The 12336-nt window shown below is 69.6% G+C and carries 13 protein-coding genes and 1 tRNA gene; 9 read left to right on the forward strand and 5 right to left on the reverse strand.

Going from position 1 to position 12336, the window contains the following annotated elements:
• Positions 1–28 precede the first annotated feature (28 nt).
• The 7 genes from traB (at position 29) to PH203_RS22955 (ending at position 7857) form a co-directional block, all read left to right on the forward strand.
• The gene (traB, locus tag PH203_RS22925; RefSeq protein ID WP_289922470.1) at positions 29–2056 is read left to right on the forward strand and encodes a plasmid transfer protein TraB; all 2028 of its coding nucleotides are present in this window, start codon (positions 29–31) and stop codon (positions 2054–2056) included.
• Positions 2057–2237: 181 nt separating this feature from the next.
• A complete protein-coding gene (locus PH203_RS22930; protein ID WP_289922256.1) occupies positions 2238–2549 on the forward strand; it encodes a hypothetical protein in 312 nt (103 codons plus the stop codon).
• Between the two features lie 88 nt (positions 2550–2637).
• A complete protein-coding gene (locus PH203_RS22935) occupies positions 2638–3366 on the forward strand; it encodes a DNA methylase (protein WP_289922258.1) in 729 nt (242 codons plus the stop codon).
• Positions 3363–4202: a bifunctional DNA primase/polymerase gene (locus PH203_RS22940; RefSeq protein ID WP_289922259.1), complete on the forward strand. Its 840-nt coding sequence runs from the start codon at positions 3363–3365 to the stop codon at positions 4200–4202. The genes PH203_RS22935 and PH203_RS22940 overlap by 4 nt, the downstream gene beginning before the upstream one ends.
• Before the next feature lie 2 nt (positions 4203–4204).
• A complete protein-coding gene (locus tag PH203_RS22945; RefSeq protein WP_289922261.1) occupies positions 4205–5680 on the forward strand; it encodes an ATP-binding protein in 1476 nt (491 codons plus the stop codon).
• A gap of 513 nt (positions 5681–6193) precedes the next feature.
• Positions 6194–6382, forward strand: a complete 189-nt coding sequence (locus PH203_RS22950) for a helix-turn-helix domain-containing protein (protein ID WP_289922263.1) — start codon at positions 6194–6196, stop codon at positions 6380–6382.
• A 62-nt stretch (positions 6383–6444) separates the two neighbouring features.
• Positions 6445–7857 carry a site-specific integrase gene (locus PH203_RS22955; protein ID WP_289922265.1) on the forward strand — a complete coding sequence of 471 codons (1413 nt, stop codon included), beginning with the start codon at positions 6445–6447 and terminating at the stop codon, positions 7855–7857.
• A 134-nt stretch (positions 7858–7991) separates the two neighbouring features.
• On the opposite strand, the gene PH203_RS22960 is transcribed toward PH203_RS22955, so the two are convergent.
• Positions 7992–8073, reverse strand: a tRNA-Tyr gene (locus PH203_RS22960).
• 226 nt (positions 8074–8299) lie between these two features.
• On the opposite strand from PH203_RS22960, the gene PH203_RS22965 reads away from it, so the two are divergent.
• Complete coding sequence (locus PH203_RS22965; RefSeq protein WP_200702768.1) at positions 8300–8788, forward strand: YajQ family cyclic di-GMP-binding protein; 489 nt, start codon at positions 8300–8302, stop codon at positions 8786–8788.
• A gap of 99 nt (positions 8789–8887) precedes the next feature.
• Here PH203_RS22965 and PH203_RS22970 read toward each other — a convergent pair whose 3' ends face one another.
• Positions 8888–9154, reverse strand: a complete 267-nt coding sequence (locus tag PH203_RS22970; RefSeq protein ID WP_289922270.1) for a GlsB/YeaQ/YmgE family stress response membrane protein — start codon at positions 9152–9154, stop codon at positions 8888–8890.
• 197 nt (positions 9155–9351) lie between these two features.
• On the opposite strand from PH203_RS22970, the gene PH203_RS22975 reads away from it, so the two are divergent.
• Positions 9352–10602: an APC family permease gene (locus PH203_RS22975; protein ID WP_289922273.1), complete on the forward strand. Its 1251-nt coding sequence runs from the start codon at positions 9352–9354 to the stop codon at positions 10600–10602.
• Positions 10603–10686: 84 nt separating this feature from the next.
• On the opposite strand, the gene PH203_RS22980 is transcribed toward PH203_RS22975, so the two are convergent.
• The 3 genes from PH203_RS22980 to htpX all read right to left on the reverse strand — a co-directional run bounded on the left by PH203_RS22980 (position 10687) and on the right by htpX (position 12221).
• Positions 10687–10845 (reverse strand): hypothetical protein, encoded by a 159-nt coding sequence (locus PH203_RS22980; protein WP_289922275.1) that lies wholly within the window; start codon positions 10843–10845, stop codon positions 10687–10689.
• A 120-nt stretch (positions 10846–10965) separates the two neighbouring features.
• Complete coding sequence (locus PH203_RS22985; protein WP_289922277.1) at positions 10966–11361, reverse strand: YccF domain-containing protein; 396 nt, start codon at positions 11359–11361, stop codon at positions 10966–10968.
• Positions 11358–12221, reverse strand: coding sequence for a zinc metalloprotease HtpX (gene htpX / locus PH203_RS22990; protein WP_289922278.1), 864 nt, complete (start codon positions 12219–12221; stop codon positions 11358–11360). The genes PH203_RS22985 and htpX overlap by 4 nt, the downstream gene beginning before the upstream one ends.
• Positions 12222–12336: the final 115 nt, after the last annotated feature.

Raw genomic sequence — 12336 nt, forward strand, 5'->3', positions numbered from 1 at the left:
CCAGATGGCTGCCTACTACCCCGACGGCATGCAGGGCATGGTCATGGACCCACAGGGCGGACCGGAGAACGGCACCGTTCGCGCATACCTGCTGCACAAGGCCAAGCCGCACATCCCGCCGTGGCTCACGTGGGGCGCAACCGGTCTGGTCGGCGCGTTGGGCCACTGGCGGTGGCCGGACAACGCGGCGGCCGGTGTCGGCCTCACCCTGACCTCGGTGGCGCTGACCGGCGCCACCTGGCTGGCGGGCAAGAACACCACCCAACAGCGTCGCTTGCACTCCGCCGTCACGGTGGCGTGCGGGTCGGCATGGGTGACCGCCGCCTGTCTCGCGGGCCCGACGGCAGGGCCGGTCGACGACCTGTTCCTGATGGGCGGGCCCGCCCTGGCCCTGTCGTGGAACGTCCGCGTGGTGCTGCGCACCAACACCGAAGGTGTCGTCGGGAGTTCGGATGGAGGTCTGCTGGCCAAGGTCGGACTCGCGCGGGCGCAGATCGGCGCGGCGAAGGTGGAGCCCAACCGGGTCACCGCGCCGCTCGCGCTGCAACCCGGTGAGCAGACCAACGACGACGTCACCAAGGCACTGGCCCGGATCGCGTCCGCCCTGGATCTGCCCCGCAACGCCATCCGCTACAGCCCCGACCCCGACTCCGAGCGGCGCGGCGAACTGGTCATCGTGCCGGAAGACATGCTCGCCGAGGTCGTGGAGTGGGAGGGCCCCTCTAACCTGGGAGGCTCGATCGCCGAGCCGCTGGTGCTGGGACGCTACGACGACGGCTCGCTGCTGGTGATGTGGCTGCCCGGCGACCCGGATGCGGGCCGCAACTCCACGCACGGCCTGATCGCGGGCCAGTCCGGCTCGGGTAAGGGCGATGCCGCCCTGAACCTCCTGACGGAGATCCTTTCCCGCCGGGACGTCATCGTGTGGTTCTCCGACCCCAAGGCGTTCCAGGACTTCGCCCCGCTGCGGACGGGGCTGGACTGGGCTGCGGAGGGCGGTTCCCAGACCGAGGTCATGGTCGCGGTCGTGGAGGCGGTCATCCCCGCGCGTACGCGCTGGCTGGGCGCCCACGGCTACCGCCAGTGGGTTCCCGAGGCCGCCGAGGTGCAGAACGACCCGGCTCACTCCTGCCGCCCGGACGGCCGTGCGTGCGGCTGTGCGGGCATGCCGTTCCTGGTCGCCTGGTTCGAGGAAGCGGCCAACACCCTGCGGAACATGGGCGACGACGCGTTCACCGGCATCGCTCAGGAGGCCCGGTCCGCCGGGATCTCGCTGATCGTGTCGTTGCAGCGGCCCTCCTACGACCAGATGTCCACCTCCACCCGCGCCTCCCTCCCGTCCGTGATCGCACTCGGCTGCGACCCGCGCGACGAAGGGTTCTCCCTCCCGGAGACGGTCATCGACGCCGGCGCCCACCCCGGGGCGTGGGCCAACCGGCGCCCCGGCTACTGCTACGTCGTCTCCCCGGGCATCGACGAAGCCCGCTACCCCTCCCCGGCCCGCACCCGGCGCTTCACCATCCGGGCCGTGCCGGTCATGGAACAGCTCGCCGCATGGGCGCAAGCGAACGGCGCGGTCGCCGACCCGGTCACCGCTGGCGCGGCCTCCGGCGTGGCCGGACGCGCCTACACCGGCCGCACCACCACCGCCGACGACGACGTCCGGCAGCCGACCGGGCTGCGGGTCGTCCGTGACGAGGAGGACGACATGGACCACGGCGGGCTCCTGGTCGACCCCGAGGACGTGGACATCGACCCCGAGGCCGAGCTTCCGCAGCCGGAGGAGGGCGACGACACTCCGCTCTTCGGTGAGGAGAGCGGGCGCAAGCCGTCGCCGGAGGAGGCCCGCCGCCTGTTCGCTCAAGCGCTGGAGGAGTTCGAGGAAGCGGGCCAGATGATCGTCGGCCCGCGCGACTTCATGGACTGGTGCGACCGCAACAACCTCTCCCGCCCGTGGGTGTCCGCCCGGCTCAAGGAGGCGGCCGAGGAGGGCCGGTTGGAGGCGACGAACACCACCGGCCGGTGGCGCATCGTCCCCACCCTCACCGCCGCCTGACACCAGCCCTGACGCCTGACACCGTCACGGCCCCCTGACACCCAAACCCCTAGGCAAACCCGGTGTCAGAAACGCGTGACGCCCCTCCGTGACACCCCCTGACATCTGACGCTGACACCCCACCCGCGCGGGCCTGCGCCACACGCCGGCGCGGGCCCGCGGCTCACCCGAGGGAGCCCCGATGCCCCACCTCGACCCGCCGGGGATCATCGCCCCGCACATACCCGCCGACGCCTACCGGCGCGCCGAAGCGACCGGGCAGCCGGTCGTCATCGTCGTCCACACCACCGACCACACCGGCCGCCCGCTGAGCCAGTACCTGTTCCCGATCGCGGTGGCCGGAGCCGGAGTGATCGGCGTGTTCGGACTCGTCGCCGCGTTCCTCGCGCTGCTCGACTTCGCGGTACACACCGCCGTCACCATCGCGGGCGCCGCCGGACCGATCAGCGTCGGCGGGATCAGCCTCAAGCTCTTCGGCTCCAAACGCACCTAGCTACGCCAAGGGCGGCCCCCACGTCTCGCCAAAGAACCGGGGCCGCCCTTGTCCACCTGCCACGAACTGACCTGTGGAGGTCTCCAGGATGACCCAACCCACCGACATCCGGCGAGTGCGCGCCCGCAGGCCGCGTCTGCTGGATCTGTTCTCGTGCGCTGGCGCCGCCACCGTCGGCTACCACCGCGCCGGGTTCGACGTGGACGGATGCGACATCGCCCACCGGCCCAACTACCCCTTCACGTACCACCAGGGCGATGCCCTCACCTACCTTGCCGCCCTGATCGGCTCGGGTGAGATCGAACGGTACGCGTTCGTCCACGCCTCTCCGCCCTGCCAGAGCAAGTGCGCGTTGACCGTGGGCACCAACCAGTCGCAGGGCTGGGGCGGTACCCACGTGGACCTGGTGGCGCCCACCCGCGAACTCCTCGACGCAACCGGCCTGCCGTACGTCATCGAGCAGCCGAACGGCCGCGCCGAGATGCGTAAAGACCTCACGCTGTGCGGCGAGATGTTCGGCCTCGGGGTCATCCGCCATCGCAACTTCGAGTTGGGCGGCTGGACCACCGCACAGCCCGCGCACGTCCCGCACCGGGGGCGGGTGCGCGGCTGGCGCCACGGCCGCTTCTACGACGGCCCATACGTCGCCGCGTACGGCAACGGCGGGGGCAAACCGACCGTGGCGGAACTCCAGACCGCCATGGGCATCACATGGACCGACGTGCGCGAGGAACTGACCGAGGCCATCCCGCCCGCCTACAGCGAGCACATCGGCCGCGCCTTCCTCGCCCACACCGCGTTGGAGGCGGCGGCATGAGCAAGCATCTCCACACCGCCCTCCGTCTCGCGGCCGACGGCTTGCCCGTGCTGCCGCTGCGCAGGGGCAAGGTGCCGTTCGGGAACTGCCCGGCCTGCGCCAAGAACACATGCGGTGGTCGGCCGAACATGAAGCACCCTGGGCCCTGCGCCTGCCCGGTGCCCTGCCACGGTTGGGCCGCCGCCACCACCGACATCACCGTCCTGCGCTCCCGAGAGTGGGCGCGGGTGTGGTGGGAAGCGGCGGCGGTGGCCTATCACCCCGGCGGCGCCGGCCTCACCGTCGTCGACCTCGACAACCCGGCCGCCATCGCGTGGGCCCGTGCGAGCCTGCCCGCCACGCAGACCGTGGCCACCACGCGCGGCGAGCACTGGATCTACCGGGGCGCCATGCAGTCCGTGAACGCGGTCCGGGAGGGCGTGGACATCAAGTCCACGATGGCCTACGCCCGGTATCTCGGTCCCGGCACCGGCACCATCACGGCGCTACCGGACGCCGTGCGCGAGTTGGCCGTGAGGGAACCCGCCACGGTCCGCACGGCACCGCAGGCCGTCTCCGTGCCCGCGCCGGTCGGGGGCGGGGCGTGCCGTCATCGCACGCCCGCCTTCCTGGAACGCGGCATCGTCATGGCCGAACAGCAGATCACCGACGCCCGCAGCGCGGTCCACGCCACCGTCTACCGCACGTTCCTCGCCGTGCTGTCCACGCACGGCCGGTGCGGCTGCCTGACCGACGCCCACGTTGCCCGGCTGTTCACCGCCGCGCAGGGCAAGGGCGAATCGCCCCGGCACTGCACCGACGCGTGGACCAACGCCCGTACCAGGTTGGGACTGTAGCCATGTCCGACGACGACAAGCCCCCCGCCCGTGAGGTCATCGCCGACTACGCACAGGCCCACTTCCGCTACTTCCGCACCGCCGACGGCACCGTCTTCGCGCAGAAGAACGGCCACCCCGTGGCCCGCCCGATTCGTTCTCAAGGCACGTCGGGCAGCCACCGGCAGGAACTCATGGTCGGCCTCTTCAACGACGGTCGCGGCGTGTTCAACGGCACGGCGCTCAAGGAGGCGTTGGACTTGATCGAAGCCTTGGCGATGAGCCAGGAAGTGCAGCCCGTGCACATCCGCGTCGCGCCCGGATTCGACGGGGCGACGTGGTTGGACCTGGGCCGCACCGACGGACAGTCTGTCCGTATCCACCCCAACGGCTGGGACATCCTCACCCCCGACCCGCAGGAAGTCTGCTGGCGGCGCACCCAGCTCACCGGCGAACTCCCCCTACCGGCCAAGGACACCGACGGCAAAGGCATCGATCTCCTGCTGCGGCTGTGCAACTTCGCCAACGCGGAAACCGAGTGCCTCGCCGTGGCCTGGCTCATCGGCTGCCTCGGACCGTCCGTGCCCGTCCCCGCCCCGTTCCTCACCGGCCCGCAGGGCGCCGGCAAGTCCACCGGCGGCCGCATGCTCGTGCGGGTCGTCGAGGGCATGAGCGGTGACCTGCGGCGCGCGCCGAAGGATGAGGAGAACCTGATCGCGGCCGTGGCCGCCGGATGGGTCACCGCGCTGGACAACCTCTCGCACCTGGCGCCGGACCTGTCCGATCTGATGTGCTGCATCGTCACCGGCGCCGAGACCATCAAACGGGCCCTGTACACCGACGGGGACGTCGTCCGGGCCCGCTACCGCCGCCCCCTGCTGCTGACCGGCATCGACGTGGGCGTCATCCGGCCCGACCTTGCCGAACGGCTCCTGCCGCTGCGGTTGGAGCGCCCCCGCACCCGGCGTACCGAGGCGGAGCTGTGGGCGGAGTTCGAAGAGGTTCTCCCCGTCGTCCTCGGGTCGCTCCTCGACCTCACGGTCAAGGTCCGTGCGGCCGATGCCGAGATCCCGACCGACCTGCGCATGGCGGACTTCGCGCACCTGTGTGCACAGCTCGATGCTGCGACCAGTTGGGGTGCGCTCAACGCCTACCGGACCTGCCTGGACGACCTCAACGACGACGTCATCGAGGGCGACCTGTTGGCGCAGACCGTGTTGAAGCATGCCGCCGGCCTGGAAGCGGGCGTGGAGGAGCGCAGGACGTCTGCCGAGTGGCTGCACTGTCTGACCCAGCTCTACACCGGCGACGACTTCCGCCCGCTCCCCAAGGGGTGGCCCACCACGGGCAAAGTCCTCTCCGACCGTCTCAAACGCCTTCAACCGACGCTGGCCGCGCGGGGCGTCCTCATCGACTGGGGGCGCACCAAGACAGCTCGCTACATCGAGATGACCCGATCGGCGGCCCCGCCGCCGCATAAACAGGAGCCGATGCTCTGACCGGCGGCCGTCCTGCACGAGCAAGAAGAGCACCACGGGCGCGATGTGCTCCTCTTGCAGTTCGGCGCAACGCGCCGCCCAAGGGTCGCGCCGCGAAGCGGCTCCTTCTTCACGCCTAAGGCGCACCCAACAGACACCCCCTCTTTCTCTTGTCCGAAGGAAAGGGACGCTGCGTCACCCGCGTCACCCATGGACGGCAAACGGCCCGCGACCTGCCGCAAAGGCGGTGACGCAGACCGGCCGTGACTGCGTCACCCCGCGTCATCCACGTCACCAATGACGAACGGACTGTGTCACCGATGACGCACCCCGGAGAGGCCGCGTCACCCAAAGCCGCAGGTCAGAGCCGCGAATGACGCAGATGACGCGGTGACGCAGAAATCCGCACCTCGGACACACGCAGCGCTTTGAAGCCCACTCGCTCTACTCGCGCTGTGCGGCCCCGTGGGGCCGTAGACATCCGGAACGGGGCTAAGAGCCCCGCCATGACCGAACCCCTCGAAGGAGTCGACCGTGGCCCGCCCCCAGATGCTCAAGCTCCCCGAAGTCCTCGAAGAGATCGGCATGAGCCGCGCCGCCTTCTACCGCATGCGGGCACGCGGCCAAGCTCCCCGCACCCGAAAGCTCCCCAATGGCCAAGTCCGGGTCAGTCGGAGCGATCTTGACGCCTGGTGGGAGCGCTGCGAGGAACGTTTCGCCTGACGCCCCTTCCCTCCCTCGAACCCGCCCCCATCCGGGGCGGGTTCTTTACTGCCCGGAGAATCATGCCGCTCACGTACGACGCCCGGATCTACAGCATCGAGACTCGCCAAGACCGTCCGAAGCCCTACCGTGTCCGCTGGCTTGTTGGGCCACAGAAGCACTCGAAGAGCTACACGGTCAAAGCCCAGGCCGACGGCCGTCGTTCGGAACTGATGACCGCCCTGCGGAAGGGTGAGCAGTTCGACGTGGAGACCGGCCTCCCCGCCTCCGAACTCCGCGCCCTGAACGGCTCCGTGACCTGGTACGAACACACCCGCGCGTACGTCGACCGCAGGTGGGACAAGCTCCCCGCCAAGTCGCGCCGCAACGACGCCGATGCCTTGGCCACCATCACCCCCGCGCTCGTGAAGACGACCGTCGGGCAGCCCCCTTCGCGCGTGCTCCGCACGGCCCTATACGGCTGGGCATACAACAAGAGCCGCTGGTCTCAGGAACACCCCGAGGACGTCACAAACGCCCTCCGCTGGCTGGAGAAGAACTCCCTCCCCATCGCCGCTCTCGAAGACCCCGCCACGCTTCGTTTGGCTCTGGACGCCCTGTCGACGCTGCTGAACGGTTCCCCCGCCGGCGCACGCACGGCACGGCGCAAGAGAGCGTGCCTCAGCGACGTCTTGGGACTCGCGGTCGAGCGGCGCTACTTCAGCGTTCCGGTCAACCCGCTGTCCACCGTGAAGTGGTCGGCGCCGAAGTCGACCGAAGAGGTTGACCCGGCGAGCGTCGCCAACCCTCGTCAGGTGCGGGCCCTGCTTGAGGGCGTACGAGCGCAGGGTGAGCGGGGTGCTCACCTTGAGGCCTTCTTCGGGTGCCTGTACTACGCCGCCATGCGTCCTGCGGAAGCGGTTGGACTGACCGCGTCCCAATGCCACTTGCCCAAGCGAGGATGGGGCAAGCTGACCCTTCGCGGCGGGATCGTCCACGCCGGCCGCGACTGGACGGACGACGGTCGGGCCCACCAAGACCGGCACCTCAAGGCGCGAGCACAGCGAGACTCGCGCTTGGTGCCCATCCCTCCCCACTTCGTCGCGATGCTCCGTTGGCACATCGAGCGCTACGGCACGGCTCCGGACGGACGCCTGTTCCGCACGAACCGTGGTGGTGTGATTCAGGACACGGGATACGGCGAGGTGTGGGCCGCCGCGCGAGCCGATGCGCTGACTCCGGAACAGGAAGCGTCGCCGCTCGCCCGGCGCCCGTACGACCTTCGATGCGCCGGGGTCTCGTTCTGGCTCTACAGCGGAGTCGACCCGATGGAGGTGGCGCGCCGCGCCGGACACTCGGTCGCCGTGCTGTTGCGCGTCTACGCGAAGGTTCTGGCTCAAGCCCAGGAGCGAGCGAATCGCCAGATTGAGGCTGGCCTGCGGGAATGGGACGGAACCGACCTCTCCCCCGGGGGACGCCTGGGGGACACACGCTGATCAGGGCTGGTACGCACCCGAGACTAGGTGAGACAAGCCACACATTTCGACCCGCGTTCGAGTGACGCCGTTCGAATATGAAGAGACCCCCTCCATACTGCGTTTCCGCAGTTCGGAGGGGGTCTTCCCCAGTGTGGCGGCGCCAGGATTCGAACCTGGGAAGGCTGAGCCGGCAGATTTACAGTCTGCTCCCTTTGGCCGCTCGGGCACACCGCCGGGGTTCGCTGCCCTTCGAACCGCTTTTCGGCGGTGCTCCGTGGCAACGACGTAAACAATACCCGATGGAGAGGGGTGCTTCGCCACCCGATTGATCAGCGCTCGGGCGACGCGGGGTGGCTAGGCTTGTCCGGATGCGGCCCGGGACCTACGCCGGGCTCGGCGGCCGCCTCACGTACGCCGATACGCAGCCCGAAACGCACCCCGATACAAGGAGCCACAGGACATGGCCGACTCCAGTTTCGACATCGTCTCGAAGGTCGAGCGGCAGGAGGTCGACAACGCCCTCAACCAGGCCGCCAAGGAGATCTCGCAGCGCTACGACTTCAAGGGCGTGGGCGCCTCGATCTCGTGGTCCGGTGACAAGATCCTGATGGAGGCGAACTCCGAGGACCGGGTGAAGGCTGTCCTCGACGTCTTCCAGTCCAAGCTGATCAAGCGCGGGATCTCGCTCAAGGCCCTGGACGCCGGTGAGCCGCAGCTGTCCGGCAAGGAGTACAAGATCTTCGCGTCGATCGAGGAGGGCATCTCCCAGGAGAACGCGAAGAAGGTGGCGAAGATCATCCGTGACGAGGGCCCCAAGGGCGTGAAGGCTCAGGTCCAGGGCGACGAGCTGCGCGTCAGCTCCAAGAGCCGCGACGACCTGCAGGCCGTCATCGCCCTCCTGAAGGGCAAGGACTTCGACTTCGCCGTCCAGTTTGTCAACTACCGGTGAGCGACGTCTGATCGGCGCCGCAGAGGGCGGTACGAGGAAGGGTGGGCACCTGGCCGGTGCCCACCCTTCTCGCCTGCTGGCTGCGGTTCGGGGGTGTGCTCAGTTGCGCGAGTTGCCGAACAGGATGCGGTAGCCGATCAGGAGGACCAGTGCGCCCCCGATCGCGGCCGCCCAGGTGGTGCCGTCGTAGAAGTCCTTGGTGATCGAGTGGTCCAGCCAGCGGGCCGAGATCCAGCCGCCGATGAACGCGCCCGCGATGCCGATGAAGGTCGTACCGATGAAGCCGCCCGGGTCACGGCCCGGCAGCAGGAACTTGGCGATGGCCCCGGCCAGAAGCCCCAGGATGACCCAACCGATGATGCTCATGCCCTGAACCTGCCCTTCCGCACTGTGGCCACGCCGTTCCGATGCTGTGACTTCGGTTCCGGCGGCTGTGCGCTCTTGGGTTGTGCATGGCGCGTTCGTGCCATCGCGCCTTTGCGGCAGCGTGCGTTCGTGCCCTGTTGCCCAGAAGGACGTCAGAGGTGCACCGGCCGGTTGCACTGATCAGTAAGGTGCGGCGCATGACACCTTCCGGCTCCGCCTCCGAACTTCGACGCACCCTGGGCCTGGGCGACGCCGTCGTCATCGGGCTCGGCTCGATGGTCGGGGCCGGCATCTTCGCCGCCCTGGGACCCGCGGCACGCGCGGCCGGGTCCGGGTTGCTGATCGGGCTCGCGCTCGCCGCCTTGGTCGCCTACTGCAACGCCTCCTCCTCGGCCCGGCTGGCCGCGCTGTACCCGGCCTCGGGCGGCACGTACGTATACGGGCGCGAGCGGCTCGGGCCGTTCTGGGGTTACCTTGCGGGCTGGTCGTTCGTGGTCGGGAAGACGGCCTCCTGTGCGGCGATGGCGCTCACCGTGGGCGCGTACGTCTGGCCGGAGCAGGCGCACGCCGTGGCCGTCGCGGCCGTCGTCGCGCTGACCGCGGTGAACTACGGCGGCATCCAGAAGTCCGCCTGGCTGACGCGGGCGATCGTGTCGGTCGTACTGGCTGTCCTCGCTTCCGTGGTGGTCGTGTGCCTGGGCTCCGGGGCGTCCGATGCCGGGCGGCTGGACAGTGGTGCCTCTGGGGGTGTGGGCGGGGTGCTGCAGGCCGCCGGTCTGCTGTTCTTCGCGTTCGCCGGATACGCGCGGATCGCGACCCTCGGGGAGGAGGTACGGGATCCCGCGCGCACGATCCCGCGAGCGATCCCGCTCGCTCTGGGCATCGCGCTGGGCGTGTACGCGTGTGTGGCGGTGGCTGTCCTTTCGGTGCTGGGGGCGGAGGATCTCGGGCGGGCGACCGCACCACTGGCCGACGCCGTGCGGGCGGCCGGGGTGCCGGGGCTGGTGCCGGTGGTGCGGGTCGGTGCGGCCGTGGCCGCGCTGGGCTCACTGTTGGCCCTGATTCTGGGCGTCTCGCGGACGACGTTGGCCATGGCTCGTGACCGGCATCTGCCGGGCACGCTGGCTGCCGTGCATCCGCGCTTCCAGGTGCCGCACCGGGCGGAGCTGGCCGTCGGCGCGGTGGTCGCGGTCCTCGCCGCCACGGTGGATGTGCGGGGCGCGATCGGGTTCTCCTCCTTCGGTGTGCTGGCGTACTACGCGGTGGCCAACGCCTCGGCATGGACGCTGAGTTCGGCTCCGGCGGCGCGGGTGGTGCCGGCGGTGGGGCTCCTCGGGTGCGTGGTGCTGGCGTTCGCGCTGCCGGGGGTCTCGGTGATTGTGGGCGCGGGTGTGCTGGCGGTGGGGGTGCTGGCGTACGGCGTACGGCGGTGGGTGGCGGCGCGGTGAGGCGGCCCGCGGCGATCTGCGGTCGCCCGGCAGGCGGCGCCGACTAGTGGAGCGGCGCCTTCCACGACAGACGCCGCGTCCCCGTCAGGCTGTGCGGATGCCCGGCCCGGCGAGTGCCCCGTCGGGTATGGGAGTACGGCTCGGACGAATCCGGTCGTGCGGCTCGGGTGGTGTGTGGGCCCACAGGCGGGCGCTGCGGATCTCGGTCTCCCCCTGTGCCCGCACCTGCTTGTTCGCGGTCATGAGTTCATGATGCAGGCCCGCACCGACAACGGTGCGGGCCTGTGGACAACCTCGGGGCTGTGGAAAACCCAGCGCCTTCAGGACCGATTCCGGAACGGCTCCGGACCAACTCCGGAACGGCTACCAGCGCGACGAGAACGGCTGGTCGGTCGATACGATCTCGCGGCCCAGGGGGAGCAGCGAGACCGGGATCAGCTTGAAGTTGGCGATGCCGAACGGGATGCCGATGATCGTGACGCACAGGGCGATGCCGGTGACGATGTGGGCCAGCGCCAGCCACCAGCCCGCGAGGATCAGCCACAGGACGTTGCCGATGCAGGAGGGGGCTCCGGCGTCACGGCGTTCGACCGTGGTGTACCCGAAGGGCCACAGGGCGTAGACGCCGATACGGAAGGCAGCGATGCCGAAGGGGATGCCGATGATCGTGATGCAGAGCAGTACCCCGGCGAGCAGATAGCCGAGGAACAGCCAGAAGCCGCTGAGGACGAGCCATATGACGTTCAGGATTGTCTTCACTGGTGGCGACCTGCCATCTTCTCGAGGCGAGCAATGCGCTCCGCCATCGGCGGGTGCGTGGAGAACATTTTCGAGAGTCCCTGGCCCGGACGGAAGGGGTTCGCGATCATCATGTGGCTCGCGGTCTCGATACGGGGCTCCGGGGGCAGCGGAAGCTGCTTGGTGCCCGACTCGAGCTTGCGCAGCGCGCTGGCCAGGGCCAGGGGGTCCCCGGTGAGCTGGGCGCCGGACGCGTCGGCCTCGTACTCCCGGGAGCGGCTGATGGCCAGTTGGATGAGAGTCGCGGCGAGGGGGCCCAGGATCATGATCATCAGCATGCCGAGGATGCCGGGGCCGTCGTCGTCGTTGGAACGGCCGATGGGGATCAGCCAGGCGAAGTTGACCAGGAACATGATCACCGAGGCGAGGGCGCCGGCGACCGACGAGATCAGGATGTCGCGGTTGTAGACGTGGCTGAGCTCGTGGCCGATGACGCCGCGCAGTTCGCGCTCGTCGAGGATGCGCAGGATGCCCTCGGTGCAGCACACGGCCGCGTTGCGCGGGTTGCGGCCCGTCGCGAACGCGTTCGGCGCCTCCGTCGGGGAGATGTACAGGCGCGGCATGGGCTGGCGGGCCTGTGTGGAGAGTTCGCGGACCATGCGGTACAGCGCGGGGGCCTCGAACTCGCTCACCGGGCGCGCGCGCATCGCGCGTAGCGCGAGTTTGTCGCTGTTCCAGTACGCGTACGCGTTGGTCCCCAGGGCGATCAGGACCGCGACGACGAGCCCCATACGGCCGAAGAAGCTGCCGATGACGATGATGAGTGCCGACAGTCCTCCGAGGAGTACTGCGGTCCTGAGCCCGTTGTGCCGGCGGTGCACGGTACGCCCTCCAAGTCGTGCAGCAGGGGAACCCTTTGCTTGGTTGATCTGCGGTCCTACTGGTGTCTTTTCCAGTGGACCCTCCCGTACTGGTCAACGCCAGGCGAGAGCGGCT

This window comes from Streptomyces sp. S.PB5 (assembly GCF_030403745.1).
Taxonomy (GTDB): Bacteria; Actinomycetota; Actinomycetes; order Streptomycetales; family Streptomycetaceae; genus Streptomyces.

Excerpts from the sequence above, each read along its gene's own strand:
- traB (WP_289922470.1), top strand. The coding sequence starts at position 29 with ATGCAGGGCATGGTCATGGACCCACAGGGCGGACCGGAGAACGGCACC.
- PH203_RS22930 (WP_289922256.1), top strand. The coding sequence starts at position 2,238 with ATGCCCCACCTCGACCCGCCGGGGATCATCGCCCCGCACATACCCGCC.
- PH203_RS22935 (WP_289922258.1), top strand. The coding sequence starts at position 2,638 with ATGACCCAACCCACCGACATCCGGCGAGTGCGCGCCCGCAGGCCGCGT.
- PH203_RS22940 (WP_289922259.1), top strand. The coding sequence starts at position 3,363 with ATGAGCAAGCATCTCCACACCGCCCTCCGTCTCGCGGCCGACGGCTTG.
- PH203_RS22945 (WP_289922261.1), top strand. The coding sequence starts at position 4,205 with ATGTCCGACGACGACAAGCCCCCCGCCCGTGAGGTCATCGCCGACTAC.
- PH203_RS22955 (WP_289922265.1), top strand. The coding sequence starts at position 6,445 with ATGCCGCTCACGTACGACGCCCGGATCTACAGCATCGAGACTCGCCAA.
- PH203_RS22965 (WP_200702768.1), top strand. The coding sequence starts at position 8,300 with ATGGCCGACTCCAGTTTCGACATCGTCTCGAAGGTCGAGCGGCAGGAG.
- PH203_RS22970 (WP_289922270.1), bottom strand. The coding sequence starts at position 9,154 with ATGAGCATCATCGGTTGGGTCATCCTGGGGCTTCTGGCCGGGGCCATC.
- PH203_RS22975 (WP_289922273.1), top strand. The coding sequence starts at position 9,352 with ATGACACCTTCCGGCTCCGCCTCCGAACTTCGACGCACCCTGGGCCTG.
- PH203_RS22980 (WP_289922275.1), bottom strand. The coding sequence starts at position 10,845 with ATGACCGCGAACAAGCAGGTGCGGGCACAGGGGGAGACCGAGATCCGC.